Annotated in this window: 15 protein-coding genes, 1 pseudogene and 1 other annotated feature; of the genes and pseudogenes, 5 read left to right on the top strand and 11 right to left on the bottom strand. The window is 39.1% G+C overall.

Annotated features, from left to right (window positions below):
• Window positions 1–33: 33 nt before the first annotated feature.
• A complete protein-coding gene (locus Q5794_RS20200) occupies window positions 34–1,308 on the bottom strand; it encodes an ATP-binding protein (RefSeq protein ID WP_214984524.1) in 1,275 nt (424 codons plus the stop codon).
• A 271-nt stretch (window positions 1,309–1,579) separates the two neighbouring features.
• On the opposite strand from Q5794_RS20200, the gene Q5794_RS20205 reads away from it, so the two are divergent.
• Together Q5794_RS20205 and Q5794_RS20210 are read left to right on the top strand one after the other, a co-directional pair.
• Window positions 1,580–2,344 carry a sulfite exporter TauE/SafE family protein gene (locus Q5794_RS20205; RefSeq protein WP_028415040.1) on the top strand — a complete coding sequence of 255 codons (765 nt, stop codon included), beginning with the start codon at window positions 1,580–1,582 and terminating at the stop codon, window positions 2,342–2,344.
• A gap of 232 nt (window positions 2,345–2,576) precedes the next feature.
• Entirely contained in the window at window positions 2,577–3,929 is a 1,353-nt protein-coding gene (locus Q5794_RS20210) for a cation:dicarboxylate symporter family transporter (RefSeq protein WP_192996469.1), read from the top strand.
• A gap of 27 nt (window positions 3,930–3,956) precedes the next feature.
• Here Q5794_RS20210 and Q5794_RS20215 read toward each other — a convergent pair whose 3' ends face one another.
• Together Q5794_RS20215 and Q5794_RS20220 are read right to left on the bottom strand one after the other, a co-directional pair.
• Complete coding sequence (locus tag Q5794_RS20215; RefSeq protein WP_192996467.1) at window positions 3,957–4,352, bottom strand: hypothetical protein; 396 nt, start codon at window positions 4,350–4,352, stop codon at window positions 3,957–3,959.
• Between the two features lie 70 nt (window positions 4,353–4,422).
• Window positions 4,423–5,394 carry a nitronate monooxygenase family protein gene (locus tag Q5794_RS20220; protein WP_214984521.1) on the bottom strand — a complete coding sequence of 324 codons (972 nt, stop codon included), beginning with the start codon at window positions 5,392–5,394 and terminating at the stop codon, window positions 4,423–4,425.
• 172 nt (window positions 5,395–5,566) lie between these two features.
• On the opposite strand from Q5794_RS20220, the gene Q5794_RS20225 reads away from it, so the two are divergent.
• Window positions 5,567–7,609: a catalase gene (locus Q5794_RS20225; RefSeq protein WP_374988385.1), complete on the top strand. Its 2,043-nt coding sequence runs from the start codon at window positions 5,567–5,569 to the stop codon at window positions 7,607–7,609.
• Between the two features lie 43 nt (window positions 7,610–7,652).
• On the opposite strand, the gene Q5794_RS20230 is transcribed toward Q5794_RS20225, so the two are convergent.
• A complete protein-coding gene (locus Q5794_RS20230) occupies window positions 7,653–8,150 on the bottom strand; it encodes a GNAT family N-acetyltransferase (protein ID WP_214984519.1) in 498 nt (165 codons plus the stop codon).
• Window positions 8,151–8,350: 200 nt separating this feature from the next.
• On the opposite strand from Q5794_RS20230, the gene Q5794_RS20235 reads away from it, so the two are divergent.
• On the top strand, window positions 8,351–8,932 hold the full coding sequence (locus Q5794_RS20235; RefSeq protein ID WP_013058630.1) for a YitT family protein: 582 nt from the start codon (window positions 8,351–8,353) through the stop codon (window positions 8,930–8,932).
• A 37-nt stretch (window positions 8,933–8,969) separates the two neighbouring features.
• Here Q5794_RS20235 and Q5794_RS20240 read toward each other — a convergent pair whose 3' ends face one another.
• The 7 genes and pseudogenes from Q5794_RS20240 to Q5794_RS20270 all read right to left on the bottom strand — a co-directional run bounded on the left by Q5794_RS20240 (window position 8,970) and on the right by Q5794_RS20270 (window position 16,309).
• Complete coding sequence (locus tag Q5794_RS20240) at window positions 8,970–9,938, bottom strand: LCP family protein (protein ID WP_214984518.1); 969 nt, start codon at window positions 9,936–9,938, stop codon at window positions 8,970–8,972.
• Window positions 9,939–10,025: 87 nt separating this feature from the next.
• Window positions 10,026–11,948, bottom strand: coding sequence for an LTA synthase family protein (locus Q5794_RS20245; RefSeq protein WP_025750131.1), 1,923 nt, complete (start codon window positions 11,946–11,948; stop codon window positions 10,026–10,028).
• A 407-nt stretch (window positions 11,949–12,355) separates the two neighbouring features.
• Complete coding sequence (locus Q5794_RS20250; RefSeq protein WP_214984516.1) at window positions 12,356–12,709, bottom strand: cupin domain-containing protein; 354 nt, start codon at window positions 12,707–12,709, stop codon at window positions 12,356–12,358.
• Between the two features lie 52 nt (window positions 12,710–12,761).
• Window positions 12,762–13,660, bottom strand: a pseudogene (locus Q5794_RS20255) (DMT family transporter).
• 145 nt (window positions 13,661–13,805) lie between these two features.
• Window positions 13,806–14,933: an NADH-dependent flavin oxidoreductase gene (locus Q5794_RS20260; protein ID WP_098249122.1), complete on the bottom strand. Its 1,128-nt coding sequence runs from the start codon at window positions 14,931–14,933 to the stop codon at window positions 13,806–13,808.
• A gap of 196 nt (window positions 14,934–15,129) precedes the next feature.
• On the bottom strand, window positions 15,130–15,315 hold the full coding sequence (locus tag Q5794_RS20265) for a Fur-regulated basic protein FbpA (RefSeq protein WP_013058636.1): 186 nt from the start codon (window positions 15,313–15,315) through the stop codon (window positions 15,130–15,132).
• Between the two features lie 109 nt (window positions 15,316–15,424).
• Window positions 15,425–16,309, bottom strand: coding sequence for a DUF4405 domain-containing protein (locus Q5794_RS20270; RefSeq protein ID WP_214984515.1), 885 nt, complete (start codon window positions 16,307–16,309; stop codon window positions 15,425–15,427).
• Between the two features lie 238 nt (window positions 16,310–16,547).
• Window positions 16,548–16,779 (top strand) — a binding site (T-box leader).
• A 67-nt stretch (window positions 16,780–16,846) separates the two neighbouring features.
• On the opposite strand from Q5794_RS20270, the gene Q5794_RS20275 reads away from it, so the two are divergent.
• Window positions 16,847–18,217, top strand: coding sequence for an amino acid permease (locus Q5794_RS20275; protein ID WP_025750136.1), 1,371 nt, complete (start codon window positions 16,847–16,849; stop codon window positions 18,215–18,217).
• The last annotated feature ends 21 nt before the right edge of the window (window positions 18,218–18,238 follow it).

Consider the following 18,238-nt stretch of genomic DNA (forward strand, 5'->3'; position numbering starts at 1 on the left):
TCCTTCAACTAAATAACTTTTGTCCCGGCCTCTTTATTCACAAAGTGGAAATTGAAGTGAAAAGCACGTTTCTTTTCCTTTTATGCTAGACACACTCACTTTTCCCTTCATATAATGAATAATGCTGAAAGATACCATCGTTCCAAGCCCGGTACCTTTTTCTTTTGTTGTAAAATACGGTTCGCCTAGCCGGTTGATTTGTTCTTGCGTCATGCCGCAGCCCGTATCAATAATATCAACGATAACAGCTCCGCCTTCTTTTCCTACTTTAACGGTTAACGTGCCTCCATTTTGCATCGCTTCAATACTATTTTTAAATAAATTGATTAGGCATTGCTGAACCTTTCTTCTTTCTCCCATTACGAAGAACTTCACTTCTTCATCAAATGTAAAATCAATAGCAACTCCATTCATATTGGCAAGAGGCGTCATAATATGGGTGACATGATGAATCTCTTCTGAAATATTCATTTTTTCATTTCGTTCCGGAGCAGAATTGGCAAACAGCAAGTAATCATCAATGATTTCTTTTGCGCGGTCTAGTTCATTAATCGCAATGGAAATGTAGCGTTTTTTAGCAGGTTCTTTTTCATCTTCTTGCAGCATTTGCATAAATCCTCTGCTTGCCGTTAGAGGATTTCGCACCTCATGAGAGATGCTGGCGGCTAAATGACTGACAATTTCTAGTTTTTCTGCTTTCATCAGGCGCTGCAGCACTAATAAATTTGCCCGTATCGCTTCCCACAGTATGGTAATTACAAACATGCCCGCTACATCTAAAATCGCAAATTGAACCCACACGCTAATAGGAATGCTTGTTACGTGCAAGACAAAAATAGATACAAGCATAGCTAATAAAGAACCGATTACACTAAGACAGGTGCTCACGATAATTCGATTTTTTAATGAGAAATGTAAAAAGTATTTTGCTATGAAAAATAAAGGAATGGATAAAATCGGAAGAGCAATTAGTGTTGATAAAAACCCTACATCGTACCCGCCAATTAGCAAGCGCAGCAGTAAAATAAAGACAAAAAGCAAGCTTCCTAGCGGCCAGCCTCCATATAACGTTCCTAAAATATAAGGAATTCTTCGTAGATCCATTCGATAGTCATCCGGGACATAAGCTCCGTTAACCGGAAACAAAAGGCAAAAGGTAATAGCTAAAATCGGAAATACCGCGATATAACGATCTTTCCACCAATGAATTTGTTTAGCATACTTGATTAAATAAAACATCTGCACTAAAAACAGCGCCAATAAAATAAATAAAAAATTAATTAACAAATCTTTCGTGACAAAACTCATGCATTCACCGGTCTTTCAAATGAGATAAAAATAAACTCTTTTATTGCATTTACATTTGTAACACAAATCAGATCGTAATCATAGATAAATAAACGTATTCTATTTACTTTTTTATAACTTCCTATGGCTTTATCGTCCCTTCCCTAAAATAGTGAAGGCTAAGAAAACCTTTTCAACTTCACTAAAAATATTCAGAATTTTATTTACATATGAGTTACAATGCTCTATAATCAGATCAATGTACTTGGTTTTGAGAGTAGGAGGACGAAATATGGAACTATCAATTACCTTAATGGGATTATTCGTTGGAACCCTTGTAGGCTTAACGGGGGTTGGAGGTGCCGCTTTATTAACACCTTTACTGATTGTACTCGGCATTAACCCTTCCATTGCCGTAGGAACAGATCTTGTCTACAATTCTATCACAAAATTATTCGGAGTCGCTCAGCACTACAAACAGCGAACCATTAACTTTAAATTAGCAAAATATTTAGCCTTCGGAAGTATTCCGAGCGCTGTGCTGGCTATTGTCACACTTCATGCATTTCCATCTTTTCACGAGCATCAAGAAACGATTATTAAGCACGCTCTCGGGTACGTCATGACGCTGGTTGCCATTTCAATTATCTTTCGCGTCTTTTTTGATAAATTAATTCGCCCAAATCGGTTTCAGGAAATGGACTTAAATCAGAAAAAAGGATTAACAATCGGAATTGGCGTAGTCTTTGGATTCATTGTCGGACTAACATCGATTGGTTCGGGCTCATTATTTGCGATTGCGATGCTGTACTTATTTAAGCTAAAAACATCTGAGCTGGTTGGAACTGATATTGCACATGCGTTTCTTCTCGTTACGGTGGCTGGTATTTTAAATGCAAGCTTTGGAAGCGTGGATTACATGTTGACTGCTAACCTATTGACTGGATCTATTCCAGGTGTGTTACTCGGAAGTCGTTTATCAACGAAAGTGCCTTCAAGACCGCTTCAAGCCATCATGGCAACCATCATTCTAATTAGCGGAATTAAACTAATTTAACAAATAAAAGCACATGCCTTTGCATGTGCTTTTTATTAGTTTTTTTAAAGATCTACATTAAAAATAATAATGTTTTAAACCACTCCCTTCCCTTCTTATACACTTCAACTAATATTTTTATTGAATTTTAGTCAAAGAGACCAATGACACTTCAAACAACCTTACGTTAAAATGTAAAAAAACATAACATCTATTGTGATATCAAAAAAATTGTACGACGAAGGGAGAACACATGACACAAACAGCGGAAAAAAGTAAGCAAAAACCTTTTTATAAAGGTCTTTTCTTTCAAATTATGATGGCAATTGTACTTGGCATAGCCGTAGGATATCTGTGGCCAAGCTTTGGAAATGCTGTGAAACCGATTGGAGACGGTTTTATTAAGCTTATCAAAATGCTGATTGCTCCTCTTATTTTTGGAGTAGTCGTTGTTGGAATTGCCAAGGTTGGAAACATTAAAACAGTTGGGCGTATCGGCGGAAAAACCATTCTTTACTTCGAAATTGTCACAACATTCGCTCTATTTATCGGTCTATTAGTAGCAAACGTAATGAATCCAGGCACCGGTATGAATGTTGATCCTTCAAGCTTAAGCACAAGCGAAGTGGACGCGAAGACAAACGGCTCCGAACTTCCGAGTGAAGGTGATTTTTTTCTTAATATGATTCCAGACAGTGCAGTTGGTGCTTTTTCAAGCAACTCCATGCTTCAAGTGCTTTTAATTTCTTGTTTGTTTGGTATCGCGCTTGTCCATATAGGTGGAAAAACAGCAGAGACCCTTTTAAATGTATTGGAAAAAGTAAATGATGTGTTGTTTAAAATTATGGGATACATTATGAAATTAACGGCTCTTGCCACTTTTAGTGCCATGGCATTCGCAGTTAGTCAGTACGGTCTTGGAACACTTGCTGCATTCGGAAAGCTATTTATCGCTATGACAATTGCTTGTCTAGCATTTGTTCTTGTTTTAGCTGTTATTTTACGAATCTATTTAAAATTAAGTTTGTGGAAAGTCATTCTATATATACGAGAAGAAATTATGCTGGCATTTGCTACGGGTTCCACTGAAGCCGTTATGCCGCAGCTCATGGATAAATTCGAACAAGCAGGATGCAACAAAGCAGTCGTTGGCCTAGTTGTGCCTACGGGCTATTCGTTTAATCTAGACGGTGCTTCCATTTACTTGTCTCTTGCCCTCGTCTTTTTAGCACAAGCAACGGGCGTGGATTTGAGTCTCACTGATCAGCTTTTAATGCTTAGTGTTCTTCTTCTTACGTCTAAAGGAATGGCTGGTATTCCAGGGTCAGCCTTTGTTGCTCTCTCCGCTACCGCAGCAGCGACCGGATCCATTCCGGTAGCAGCCGTTGCTCTGATGCTCGCTCCTGATCGCTTTATGGGTAATTACCGGACCACAGTTAATATTATTGGTTATGCGGTAGCTGCTTTTATTATCGCACGATGGGAAAATTTATTAGATCTACAAAAAGCAAATGATGTGCTGGACGGAAAAATTGCGTATCAGCCCAAAAATGCTGAAATTTCTCTCCCAGAGAGTATTCCAGCAGCCAATGAAAAAGCATTTTAACAAAAAAATTTCCTGGCCGAGACAAGTCTATTTTGCTTGTTTTTCGGGCAGGAATTTAATTGTTACATAAAAGGCCTTTTGCTGAAACTTATTTTCTTCGAGTATTTTATATACCATTTGTTTAATCGTTTCTTGCGTTTTGGCATCAGCTGAAACGGAAGGCTCCATATACACATCCAGCTCTACTCTGTCTTTTGAGTAAAGGGAAGAATTCACACCCCTTGATTCATAGCCCGCTTCAGTTAAACCGCTGCTGATTTTATGCCAAATATCCAGTTTGTCCATTTGTTTAATAACAGGCTTTGCTTCTTCGTACACTTGTGCTTGCTGAGTCTTGAAAACTTCTTCTTTTTTAGTAAAAACTGCATACCCTGAACCTACTACTAAAAACGTCATAATAGCAAATGCTCGCATCCTTTTCATTCTCTCACCTCATTTAGAGATATAGATTATAAATATGCGAATAATTGCTGCAGTATGACGGCTTGTATCTCTACTTCTTTTCCAATATACTCAGCAGTCGTTTAGAACCAGCTTCTACTTCTTCTATCATACTGGCAAAAAGCTCTTGCACCGTTGGAATATTATCAATCAGTCCAACGACTTGGCCTGCCCATCCATAGCCTTCATCGATTTTATTTTCATAAATATACCGGCAGTTTGCCCCTCCGCTAATGGCGTCTTTTAACTCTTCGTACCTCTCTCCTTGCTGCTCACGCTCGATAATGTCAAGAGTGTAGTGGGACTTCAATACGCGTCCAGGTGCCCCGAACGAACGTTTAATAACCACAGTATCGGTTTCTTTTGCTTCTACAATAGCTTGTTTATACGCATCATGGGCATCTACACATTCTTTTGTCGCGATAAAACGTGTTCCCATTTCTATCCCTTCAGCGCCTAATGATAACGCTGCTAATAATCCTTGTCCGTTTCCAATCCCTCCGCTTGCCAAAACCGGAATTGACACAGCCGCAGCTACTCGAGGAATTAATACCATTGTGCCCAGATCCTCACGTCCGATATGTCCTCCTGCTTCTTGCCCCACTGCCATGACAGCATCTGCTCCTAGCTTCTCGGCTTTTTGAGCTTGACGCACGTTGGCTACCAGTACGAGCGTTTTAATTCCCGTTCCTTTTAATCTCTCAAAAATAGGTGCGGGATTTGCTCCTGTTATGGAAACAACCGGCACGCCTTCTTCTACTGCTACGTCGAGAAGTTCTTTATAAGAACCTTCTGTTTGACCTCCAACAGCAAAATTAACGCCAAAAGGACGCTCAGTTAAAGAACGTACTTTCTTAATTTCAGCTCGAAGTTTCTCAGGTGTTCGGAGCGTCATAGCTGTAATTTGTCCAAGCCCTCCTGCATTTGAGACAGCAGCAGCAAGTTCTGCGTACGCTAAATACGCCAGACCTCCTTGTACAATTGGATATTGAATCCCTAATAAATCTGTTACCCGTGTTTTCATCTATGTATCCCCTCTCCTTTGATTTTCTTATTTATGAATACTTATTCATAATCATAACAAGAAAATAACGGATTTCCTACGAAAAAATTCCAACATTTCTGTTTGCTTCAACTTTTAATAGGGTACACATTTTGTAATGATTATTAACTGAAGATCAAGGAGGAAGACAGGTATGACAAAAAAGCACCCTGTAAATGAAAAAAGCAAGCAAGAACAGCTCGAGCAGTTTAAAACAGATGATCGAAACCAAGCGCTCACAACCAACCAAGGGTTAAAGCTTTCCGAAGATGAATTTTCTTTAAAAGCAGGTGAACGTGGTCCAACCCTTATGGAAGACTTTCATTTCCGTGAAAAAATGACACATTTTGACCACGAGCGCATTCCTGAACGCATCGTTCATGCACGAGGCTTCGCTGCTCACGGAGAATTTGAACTGTATGACTCTCTCAGTGAATATACAAAAGCTAAATTTTTACAGAATCCGTCTGTAAAAACACCTGTATTTGTCCGTTTTTCTACCGTAGCAGGTTCTAAAGGTTCAGCTGAAACGGTGCGCGACGCCCGTGGTTTTGCAACAAAATTTTATACAGAAGAAGGAAACTATGACTTAGTTGGTAATAACATTCCCGTGTTCTTTATCCAAGATGCGATCAAATTTCCAGATTTAATTCACGCTGTTAAGCCTGAGCCACACAACGAAATGCCGCAGGCGGCTTCAGCACATGATACGTTTTGGGATTTTGTCGCCAATAACCAAGAGTCTGCTCACATGGTCATGTGGTCAATGTCAGACCGTGCAATTCCACGCAGTTTGCGTATGATGGAGGGCTTCGGCGTACATACTTTTCGCTTAGTTAATGCAGAAGGAAAAGCTCATTTTGTCAAATTCCACTGGAAGCCTGTGCTCGGAACGCATTCCCTTGTTTGGGACGAGGCTCAAACAATTTCTGGAAAAGACCCGGATTTTCATCGCCGCGATTTATGGGAATCGATTGAAAACGGAGACTATCCTGAATATGAGCTAGGCATTCAAATCATAGATGAGGAAGATGAATTTAAATTCGACTTTGACATTCTCGATCCAACTAAGCTTTGGCCTGAAGAAGACATTCCCGTCAAACTAGTTGGAAAAATGACCTTAAATCGAAATGTGGACAACGTATTTGCCGAAACGGAACAAGTCGCATTCCATCCGGGGCATGTGGTACCGGGAATTGATTTTTCCAATGATCCTCTCTTACAAGGAAGATTGTTTTCATACACGGATACCCAGCTTATTCGTCTTGGCGGTCCGAATTTTCATGAACTTCCAATCAACCGTCCAGTGTGCCCGTTTCATAACAATCAACGAGACGGTTACGGACGTCAAACGATTAACAAAGGGCCTGTCAGCTATCACAGAAACTCTCTTGCAGCCAATACCCCGGCTCCTGTCTCAGAGTCAGAGGGCGGTTATGCTCACTATCAAGACAAAGTGGAAGGAAGAAAAGTTCGAAGCCGAAGCGAAAGTTTTAAAGACCACTTTTCACAGGCAACGCTATTCTGGAATAGCATGAGCGACCCTGAAAAGGAGCATATTATCAGTGCTTTCAGCTTTGAGCTTGGAAAAGTGAAAAGCAAGTCTGTTCAGCAGCAGGTCGTTGATATGTTTGCCAACGTCAGCACAGTGCTAGCTAAACAAGTAGCACAAGCGATTGGTGCAACGCCTCCATCAGGAGAAGACGCGCCAGTGACCAAGTCATCTCCGGCTCTTAGTCAGGAAAAGACGATTAAAAAGCCGAATACGCGTAAAGTAGCTGTCATTGTAGCTAATGACTTTAGCAGTGACCTACCCCAAGTGTTAAACAGTTTAAAACAACAGGGCATTCAGCCTGAAATTGTAAGCACAACCCTCCAAAACGTAAAAGGAACAGACGGGTCAGAACTTGAAGTACAGCACACGTTCTTAACAAGTGATTCTGTTTTATTCGATGCGGTGTATGTTGTCGGAAGTTCGTCGGCTGATGAGAAGTTTCGTAAAGAAGCACTGACGTTTGCTCAAGAAGCATTCGAGCACTTTAAACCAATTGGCGCGACGGATGAAGGTGTTAAGTGGCTAAAAGCTGCTGGCTTAGATAGTAGTCCCGGTGTCGTAACTGGAGAAACTACACGCTTTACAGATGAATTTATTGAAGCTATTTCAGCTCACCGCCACTGGAATCGTCACGTTATATAAATACAAAAGCCTTTGAAATCAATGATTTCAAAGGCTTTTTTTATTAAACTGATTTTCTAAATGCCATAACGTGCAAATCTTTTACCGGATAAAAATCGTTATCAGGAAAGCGAACGTAACCTCTTTTAGTGTACAGCTTAATGGCATGTTCCATTGAATGATCTGTATGTAAACCTAAATAAGAACACCCTAGCTTCCGAGATTTTTTTTCACACGCCTCAAGAAGCGCATTGGCGACTCCTTTTCGGCGATGAGACGGAGCAACTGCCAGCAGACGAATTTCAGCCCATGGAAATGGCTTTAACAATCCTCCGTATACATCTGTATTCGGAGGATAAAACAAAACGCTTCCTGCCATTTCTCCATCGATTTCAGCTACAATGCACTCAAATTTCTTTTCTTCACTCAGGGTATGTAAAATTCCCTTTCGATATCTTTTCCAGTGTGCTTCTGATTTTACAGCTGCATATTGCTCATAAGCAGCAAGCGTCACTGTTTCAATAGATGATGTTTCTTCTTCTCTAGCTTTTCGAACGATCAATTTTTTCTCCTCCATTTACCTTCTTCGTTAGTTCTTATTGTCTATGGTGAACCATGTTTATGCAACACATTTGCATTTTAAAACAGCTTCCTTTGCATATATTTAATCCGTTCATTATGGTTTCAGAAGCGGTCTTTGTGCTGAAACTCTGCTTGTCTTCATATACATATAAAGAGATTCATAGACAAGGATGAGACAGCATGTATAAAAAATTGATTGCAATTGGAATTGGCAGTGTGTTTGTTAGTATTGGAATTAACGTTTTTATTCTTCCGCTTCAGCTTGTAACAGGAGGCATTACAGGAATTAGCTTAATCATTAATTATTTACTTGGCTATAAAGTAGGTGTGATGATTTTTTGCTTAAACTTGCCGATTTACCTTCTCGCCCTAGGTTTTAACCGCTCTTATTTTTTAAATGCTATCTATGGCATGGTTCTCTCAGCCGTTATGATTGATTTGCTGTTTCCGCTTCACGGGATTTTTCACCTTCCCATTATCTTAAGCGCTTGCCTTGGAGGTGTTTTTAACGGAATCGGAACCGGCATCATGCTCCGGCAGCACGCAAGTCAAGGCGGGGTCGACTTATTTTCTCTGATACTTGCGAAATGGTTATCTTTAAACCCCGGCATCATCATTTTAGTGATTGACGCATCTATTATTATTTCAGGTATTTTACTGCTTCAAAACGATACAGCTATTTATTCATTATTTATTGTTGTATGCTCCGGTATAGTGACCAGTTTAATTACGTCATTCAAACGCATCATCGTCTATGTATAAGGAAAAAGCCTCGAGACATGCGTCTCGAGGCTTTTCTTTATTTATCATTTAAGAATTCTTGCAGCGCTTCTTTATTTTTATCTAAATCAATATCAAGCACCATACCAACACCGCTATACGTTTTGTTTTCAAACGATCCGTCTAACGGCAGTCGCAGGCTTTGAACATCTTTCATGTTTCCTGTTACCACATCTTTAGCCAGAAGCATCATGCTTTTTGTATCTAAATTTGTATCGATATAAGGATCCATTACGCCGAGAAGCTTCGGTATTTTAAACACGCTGTTTAGGCTTGCTACTTCATCTTTAAGCTTTAAAACGACTTCTTGCTGGCGCTGAACGCGTCCAAAATCACTCATGTTATCATGACGAAAACGCACGTAGCCAAGCAGTTGTTCACCGTGTAAAACTTGGGTACCTTTGTGAAGCGTCATACCAATTCCCGAAGACATATCGTGAGGCACGGTTACTTCAATGCCATCAGGTGCAATCGTATCTACAATTTTTGAAAACCCTTCGAAGTCCACAACTGCATAATAGTTAATATCGATATCAAAATTTTGTTTGATCGTTTGACGCAGCAGCTCAGGACCTCCGAACGCGTAAGCAGCATTCAGCTTTTGCTTGCCGTGTCCTGGAATATCCACGTACATATCCCTCATAAGGGAAACAATTTTCGGGTGTTTGCTTTTAGAATCGTAGTGAGCAATTAAAATAGAGTCTGTACGAGAATGCTTCTCCCCGCGCGAGTCACTTCCTAACAGCAGCATATTTACTTCTCCGTTATTTGGGAGACTGCCTTGAAACTGTTCAAATGTCGTGCCGTCATCCGCAAATTTACCATCGCTTGCCATCGATAGCCCTTGCTTATATTGGAAATAGCTGTATATGCCTCCAACGATAATAAAAAGAAACAACAAAGCAAAGAACACTCTGCCCCATCGAACTCTTCTTCTTCTTTTGCGTCTTGTTCGCTCCACGTTTCTGTCACCAGCTTTCTTTTTCAATGAAGTTCTCATAAAACAAGCAAGTAGCTAAGCTTTTAAAAAGCTCCTCTACTTGCTTGTTTGGATTGTATGGTGTGAAAGCTTACATTACTTTTCTGTTTCTTGGTCTTTTCCATACATATATTTTGATGGATCGACCGGTTTAAAGTCATCTAATTTATTAAATCGTAATAAATCACCGTATAACACTTTATCAGAAAGTTCTAGCTCTCTTCCAACTTTCTTTTTATAAGCTTTCGCTTCGTCTGTTGCTGTGATTCTTTCTCCTGTGTTTGTATCGTAATACTTGCCGTCAATTGACGTGTATTTCGGAGAAACATAATCACCGTTTCTAAATGCTACTACCTGATCATGGTCTTTTGATAATAAATCTGTACCGAATTGAACATACTCTTTACTATCAATTCCCACTAAGTGAAGAAGCGTAGGTACTACGTCAATTTCACCGCCGTACGTATGGTTCACTCCGCCTTTTACACCTGGTACGTGAAGGAAGAACGGTACGCGTTGAAGCTGAGCGTTTTTATATGGCGTAATTTTCTCGCCAAGAACTTTTTCCATTGCTTTGTTATGATTTTCAGAAATACCGTAGTGGTCACCGTAAATCATAATAACTGAGTTGTCATATAAGCCTGAAGCTTTTAGCTCTGTAAAGAATTCCTGCAGTGATTCATCCAAATAACGAGCCGTTTGGAAATAACGGTCTACCGTTCCATCTCCTGTGTTTGCCGGCTCAATGCTAGCATCGCCTTTATCAAGGACAAATGGGAAATGGTTTGTTAATGTAATCATATGTGCATAGAACGGCTGCTTCAATGACTGTAGCATTGGCATAGATTCTTTGAAGAATGGCTTATCTTTTAATCCATAGTTTACTTTGTTATCACCAGTCATATTGTAATAACTTGCGTCAAAGAATTTATCCACACCGAACTGCTTATAAATTTCATTACGGTTCCAGAACGTTTTATAGTCTCCGTGTAAAACGGCACTTGTATAGCCGCCCTTTTGATCTAAGATCGCTGGTGCTGCTTGGTACGTGTTGCGACCTTTTAAGCTAAATGCTGATCCTTGAGGCAAGCCGTATAATGACGTATCCATCATAAGCTCTGCATCAGCTGTTTTACCTTGTCCTGTTTGATGGAAGAAGTTATCAAAATACATAAATTCATTTCCATTTGCTAATGAGTTTAAAAACGGCGTTACTTCTTGCCCGTTTAACTTATAGTTAATCAGGAATGACTGAAATGATTCTAGATGAATTTTAATAATGTTTTTTCCTTTTGCTTTACCGGCATACTCAATATTTGGAGCTGCATAGTGACTTGTACTGAAGTTTTTCACTGTTGTTAAGTCATCACTGCTTGCGAATGCTCGCTGCTTTGAGTTTTTAAACGTTTGAACTGCATCATACACCGTGTAGTTGTATGCTCCTAAATATTTCACTAGGTAGTTGCGATCAAATGTTCTTGTTAATAATTCAGGGCGATCTTTTTCAGCATAGTGCAAGTTAATTGCAAAAGCGATAGCTCCTGCCGCTAGTACCATGAACGTATAGCGGAATTTAAGGCGTGCTTTTGGCCATTCGATTTTTCTAACAAACAATAGCGCAATCAGTAAAATGATATCTACAAAGTAAAAAATATCGTGAGCTTTTACTAAATCAGCGATACTGCCTCCTAAATGACCCGCATTGCTTGTTTGCGTTAAAGTAGGCAATGTCACAAAGTCATTGAAGAATCGATAATATAAAATATTGCTGTACAAAATGACCGTCATGATTGTACTAAGGATAAGCGTCCAAACGATGGCTCTTTTTCCTTTTGCAAACAATGCTAACCCTAAAAAGATCAAAGTTGAACTAATTGGATTAATAAACAATAACGTTTTTTGCATTGAGTCACTTATATCTAAGTTGAACTCCACTTTGTAAGACATGTAAGACTTGATCCACATGAATAAAACCGCTATAAAAAAGTAAAACAACGGCTTTGAAAATAGTTTTTTCATTTTCAAATTCCTTTCACTAAAAAGTAGAGATTTCATGTCCAGCTAACCTCAGGAAAGTCCCATACATTAAATCGTAACGGTTACGTCCTGCAAAAGATTACCTGAAAATGATTCAATTTGTCAAACAATATCATCTTCATCTCTTTTTTTAGTCATCTACAAAATTTACATTTTAACTTGTAATCTCTTATTTTTTTATCGTGATGTTACTATTACACAATTGTTAATTTGTAAATTTTGTTCTCCCTATATTGCATACATATTAATTTACCACATTTCTGCTCTGCAATAAAAGTATTTTTATTTTATTGATCATAATATTCCACTTACTGAATAAAAAGGTACTATTGTACTGGACGGTATTCTTTGCTTACTGTTAGGACTAGTAAAATTAGACTTATCTATGCTTAGTCTTTATCTTCGTCAACAGCTATGCGGTCTCCTTGTGCAAAGGGCTGTGAAATAACAAGAAACTCAATCTCTTCGCTCGAACGATTCATCATTTGATGAAGAATAGACGGAAGCACTTCTATTCCTTCATGTGCTTTTACATCATAAATAATTCCGTCTACTTCTAGAGCGGCTGTTCCTTTTAGCACAAAGAAAAATTGCTGTGCTCTCGTGTGATAATGCCTTACCTCTTTCGTATGAGGGGGCATGCACTCATGAATAATACTTACGTCTTTATTTTTCACTAGGTGCCACCCATCGCATTTTCCTCCCCACACGTAGTGTTCTGCGTTTTGCTTACTGACTTTCATGACTAGCTCCCCTTTTTTTAATAAATGAACACCTGCAGATTAAATAGAAATTCTATGTGATCTTTTTAATCTTGCTATTGGAAATATTTTTTTCAGATGAAGGTTTTGGCTTCAAAGTAAAAAGCATTCCTAAAAAGATCATAACAATGCCTGCAAACTGAAAAAGCGTCGGGCGAAATCCCGTGAATGCTGTATCTAATAAAATAGCAACGGCTGGATCTAAAAATACCAGAACTGAAATCACCTGAGTTTTTAAGTAGCGCAGGCTGTCGAAAAACAAATAATAAACTAAACCAGTATGTACAAAGCCCGTTACTAAAATCGCTGTCCAATTGGCCGTTGTTAGGAAATGAAAATCATTGAAACGAACAAACGGCAATAATAAAAAATCCCTAAAAAAGTCTGAAGAAATGTAACAGCGTAAGCACTCGTATGAATAATTCCTTTGCCAAGCAGCGTCGTGCATGCATAAAACAAAGCGGCTAAAAGCGCCCACAGTATTCCTGACGACATGAAGCCAGCAATCGTAAGTTCCTTCACCCCAATAATCAGAAGTGTTCCCACAAAACAAATGAAGATAGACATAACGCCAAGAACCGTTAATTTCTCCTTAAAGATAAAGCTTCCCAGAAGCAATACTAAAACGGGCGCAAGATGATAAATAGAAATAGCCACCGTAACGGACATCATTTCAAATGCTTTAAATAGAAACACCCAGTTAAACACAAGAAATATTCCGCACAGTAAAATCTGCTTTATTTCTTTGGCATTCCATTTTTCCCTTTTATATTCACCCGTTATAAACCAGCACATTCCGAGAAAAAGCGTTGCACAAATACAGCGAACAAATACTAAATCAAAAGAAGGCAGTCCAGTTTTTGTGGAGAAAAAGCCAATTGAACCAAAAATACTCATTGAAACCATCATTTTTACCATTGGGCCTGCTTTCATTTTTTCACCTCACTTTCAGAAAACTATTACTATTCAAACACAAAGAAATCCATTTGTAAATTAATGGATCAAAAGCGATATTTCATAAAAAAGCGCAAAGACATGGGGTCAGTCCCATCGTCTTTGCGCTTTTTCTGTCTTTCTTTTAATCTTCAACCGGGAACCAGCCTGGCGTGTTAATAACGGCTTGCCACAGCGGGTCAGGAATCACAAGCTTTTCCTGATCTTTTTTGCTTAATGTTGTAACAATTTCATTTTCGCGGCCTTCTTTGACTTTTTGAACCCAGTCTGGATCCATAATTAATTCACGGCCAATCGCAAGCAGTGGAATACCCGTTTCAAGAGCTGCTGCTGCTTCGTCTGCTGTATGAATAGAACCTACGCCCATCACAGGTACGCGACTTCCTACTCGCTCTTGAATAATTTCAATACGTGAACGAGTATCTTCCACGCCTCGGCGCGGTTTTGACCAGAATTCCATTAGCGATACGTGAAGATAATCAAGGTCTTTTTCTGCTAGTGCATCAACTAACTTCAACGTATCAGCCATTGTAATTCCAGGCGTTTCAGGCTCTTCTGGCGAGAAGCGATAGCCTACTAAAAATGGCTCTTTTGCATGTTTAGAAACGGCTTGCTTTACTTCGTCTACGATTGCCAGCGGGAATGTTAAGCGTTTTTCTACGCTGCCACCCCATTTATCTTCGCGACGATTAGAATGCGGAGAAAAGAACTGCTGAATTAAATAGTTATTTGCTCCGTGGATTTCAACTCCGTCAAATCCTGCTTCAATGGCACGGCGCGTCATCTCACCAAAATCGTGAATAATGCCTTCGATTTCTTCATTTGTTAACTCTCGAGGCACCGGTGCTCCTTCTTGTTCTGCAGCAACAGCACTTGCGCTAACAACCTCTCCATTTGGAACAAGCTCAGGCGGACACATGCGCCCTCCGTGGAAAATTTGAAGAACTGCTTTTGCTCCTTGATCTTTAATTGCTGTTGCTAAACGGCGCAGGCTAGGAATCATTTCATCGCTGTCTGCAGCAAACTCTCCGTGAAATCCTTTGCCGTTCGGCGTTCCATATGTACATGCTGTAATGACCATGCTAACACCTTTTGAACGTCGTACATAGTAGTCTACTTCTGCATTTGATACTGTTCCATCTTCATTTGATGAAAAATTTGTCATAGGCGCAAGAATAACGCGGTTATCTAATTTGATGCCATTTGAAAAAGTAAATGGCTGTAAAAGCGGCTCATACTTTTTATTTGTCATTTTATTTCCCTCCAAAAATGATACGGTCAAAAATATTGGCATATTATAGGTAGAAATTGTTTTCCTTCCTATAATATGTGTCATTTAAAACTGTAACTTTAAAATATACTGTGATTTTAATCTGTACAGTTTTGCCTGTCAAAGAATAAGACTTTCGCAATGATAAAAAAGCACTCATATACTGAGTGCTTTTTTATCATTGCGAAAGAGGTTCCTGATTATACATGAATGCTTTCACTTTTACATATTGAGCTTCTAACTCTTGAAGTGTCAGTTCGTATAGGTGCCGATTCCCTTTTTTATAAATACCAAAATTCAATAGCGCATTAATAAACCAATTTTTCTTATGTTCCGTTTCAGGCTGTGTGTGTTGTTTCACCATTTCCACCACCTAAGTTTATCTCATATTAATTTTGCAAAGCATTCGCTTTTACATAAATAATTTTACTTCTGTATAATGAAAAAACAGTGAAATAGAAAGCTTTTTTATTTTAAATTCCTGCAGCCGGACCCGCTATTTTTTTGCGTCTTTTTACTCCTGTTAATATTTTTTCAATATAATAAATAACAATAATAAAAACCGACATAATAGCAAAATAAGTACCGATTACAACAAAAGGATTCGGACTTTCAAAACCGCCTTCTTTTCCTTTCATTCCTCTTTCCGGACCTCCGCCATCGTGATCAAAGTTCGGACGTTCGTGACCAGCAGATGCCGTCGCAGAAGATTTGTTCTCGCTAAATGAATGGCGATCAAAATCCGGCTTTCCACCGCCTTTTTGCGGCATATCTGAGGAACTTAAATTCAGCACTTTCGCTACTCCTCCAATTTTTCCCAGAAAACCCGTCTCATTTATTTCGTATATGCCAACGACTAACAGTGCAACGGTTGCGAGCTTAGCTGCTATACTCAAGCTTTTCTTTGACTTTTTGAACTTTGTCATATTTTCACACACATTTATAACCCATTGCCAATGAAGACCTATGTGAGCGGCTACTAAAATTAACACTAAAAACGATACCGAAATATGCGAAACCTTAAACCACTGTTCATTGCCAATATTAATATTTGGAAATATTACTCTTGAAATAAAAATACCGCTTATCATAATAAATGACATCGTAATCAACAGCATGATATTTAAAAAGTAACCGAGCTTTGTTCTGCGCGGAAGCTTGCGGTCAAATAATTTAACCGTAACTTTCTTTACCCACTGCCAGTTTAGCAGCACGTGGGTAAAAAAGGCAACGGCAATCGCTAGCCCCGCAATTTCATGAAACGTTAACCCTCCCAATACCTGTTTGTTAAAAAATAAAACAAACGTAACGGCCATTAAAAGATCCAGTCCAAACCGGACGTACATCATCTTTTTCACTCTATTCATTCTCCTCACCTATGTATTTGTCAAAACAACCGCTTTTTCATATTTCTTAATGTAAGCAGAGTTGGTGAAAATTAGGTGAAACGACTGATTTTTTTACCAAAATAACCAGTCCTGAGTTCTATAAAAAACAGAGTTCAATCATTTTTACTTTTTAGAAAATAGCTGTTGACAAAGAAAAAAGAAGCACGTATAGTAATGGTTATTCATCAAGAACTTTCAGATTTTAATCAAAAACACAGCGATTGGGAGTAGTAGAAGCTTATTATTCGGTCAAGAGAGCTACGGGTTGGTGTAACGTAGTCCAATAATACTTTGAACTCGCCCAGGAGTGGTAATTCAGAAAGAATGCAGAAGTATTCTCTAAGTTTTAACGTCTAACCTTCGTTATCAGGTTTTAAGCAGGGTTCTTTAAGAGCCAACAAGAGTGGTACCGCGGTTAGCTAAAGCTTATCGTCTCTTCTCTCATTTGATAATGAGGTAGGAGACGATAAGCTTTTTTTATTTTATAAAAAAGTGGAGGGAAAAGTCATGAAGAAGGACAACCAAGGTTTACAGCGAACAATGACTTCACGTCACATTATGATGATGGCGCTAGGTGGAGCAATTGGCGCTGGTTTATTTAAAGGAAGCAGCTCAGCTATTGATATGGCAGGACCATCAGTTATCATTGCTTATTTAATTGGCGGAATTATTTTACTATTTATTATGCAAGGTCTTGCTGAAATGGCGGTTCGAAACAGTGACGCACGAACGTTTCGTGATTTAGTTCAGTCGATTTTAGGAAGCTACCCCGCTTATTTTTTAGACTGGATTTACTGGAAAATGTGGGTGTTAAACATTGCAGCTGAAGCCGTTGTAGCAGCTATTTTTATTCAGTACTGGCTTCCTGATTATCCAATTTGGATGCTTGCTTTAGGCGTATCCGTTATTGTCACAGTTATTAACTTGCTTTCGGTTAAAGCATTTGCTGAAACGGAATACTGGTTAGCCTTAATTAAAATTACGGTCATTGTGATCTTTATCATCGCTGGACTTCTGTTACTATTTGTATCATTTGGTCACCATACCGCAGCGGGTTTTTCAAACTTGAGCGATCACGGCGGTTTCTTCCCTAAAGGACCAACTGGGTTAATTACGGCTATGTTAGTGGTCATCTACTCTTACGGTGGAACTGAAATCATCGGAGTAACGCTAGCTGAAACAAAAAACCCTGAAAAAGTAGTACCAAAAGCCGTGCGCAGCACATTAACGCGCATCATTGCTTTTTATCTATTCCCGTTTTTCATCATCGTGAGCTTAATTCCTTGGAATGAAGTGAACGGCGTTTCTCAAAGCCCTTTTGTGATGGTATTTAAAATGATTGGAATTCCTGGAGCAGACCATATTATGAATGCCGTGATCTTGTTAGCCGTTATTTCTTCCATGAACTCAGGACTTTACGGTTCATCACGTATTTTATATACGCAAGCAGTAGACGGTCGAGTGCCGAAGATATTTTCGAAACTTTCTGTTAACAAAGTTCCTGTCTATGCAATCTTAATGTGTACATCATCCCTTTATGTGGGCGTGTTGATTTCCTTATTTGCAGGAAGTAAAACATTTGATTATTTAATGGGATCCTTAGGATATACCGTGTTGTTTATTTGGTTGATTATTGCGATCGCACACTTAAAGTCCCGCAAAGTTCAGCCAGAAGCATCGAGCAGCTACTCTGTTAAATGGTTTCCTTATACGACGTGGGCTGCCCTAATTGCACTAAGCGCTATTTTAATTGGTGTTATCTGCACAACCTCCATTGTTATTACGACTATTACACTAGCTATCTATTTATTTATTACAGCTACGTATATCTTTAAAGGCCGCTTTTATCGATCATCAGCAGTCAAGCACGCTAAATAAAAAAACCCCTCCTTTGAGTCA

The organism is Priestia megaterium, from assembly GCF_041941685.1.
In the GTDB taxonomy this organism is placed as follows: domain Bacteria; phylum Bacillota; class Bacilli; order Bacillales; family Bacillaceae_H; genus Priestia; species Priestia megaterium_C.

Bases quoted from the DNA above. Each gene is read 5' to 3' on its own strand.
- Q5794_RS20275 (WP_025750136.1), top strand. From the start codon at position 16,847: ATGAAGAAGGACAACCAAGGTTTACAGCGAACAATGACTTCACGTCAC.
- Q5794_RS20260 (WP_098249122.1), bottom strand. From the start codon at position 14,933: ATGACAAATAAAAAGTATGAGCCGCTTTTACAGCCATTTACTTTTTCA.
- Q5794_RS20215 (WP_192996467.1), bottom strand. From the start codon at position 4,352: ATGAAAAGGATGCGAGCATTTGCTATTATGACGTTTTTAGTAGTAGGT.
- Q5794_RS20265 (WP_013058636.1), bottom strand. From the start codon at position 15,315: ATGGTGAAACAACACACACAGCCTGAAACGGAACATAAGAAAAATTGG.
- Q5794_RS20220 (WP_214984521.1), bottom strand. From the start codon at position 5,394: ATGAAAACACGGGTAACAGATTTATTAGGGATTCAATATCCAATTGTA.
- Q5794_RS20200 (WP_214984524.1), bottom strand. From the start codon at position 1,308: ATGAGTTTTGTCACGAAAGATTTGTTAATTAATTTTTTATTTATTTTA.
- Q5794_RS20205 (WP_028415040.1), top strand. From the start codon at position 1,580: ATGGAACTATCAATTACCTTAATGGGATTATTCGTTGGAACCCTTGTA.
- Q5794_RS20250 (WP_214984516.1), bottom strand. From the start codon at position 12,709: ATGAAAGTCAGTAAGCAAAACGCAGAACACTACGTGTGGGGAGGAAAA.
- Q5794_RS20210 (WP_192996469.1), top strand. From the start codon at position 2,577: ATGACACAAACAGCGGAAAAAAGTAAGCAAAAACCTTTTTATAAAGGT.
- Q5794_RS20245 (WP_025750131.1), bottom strand. From the start codon at position 11,948: ATGAAAAAACTATTTTCAAAGCCGTTGTTTTACTTTTTTATAGCGGTT.
- Q5794_RS20235 (WP_013058630.1), top strand. From the start codon at position 8,351: ATGTATAAAAAATTGATTGCAATTGGAATTGGCAGTGTGTTTGTTAGT.
- Q5794_RS20225 (WP_374988385.1), top strand. From the start codon at position 5,567: ATGACAAAAAAGCACCCTGTAAATGAAAAAAGCAAGCAAGAACAGCTC.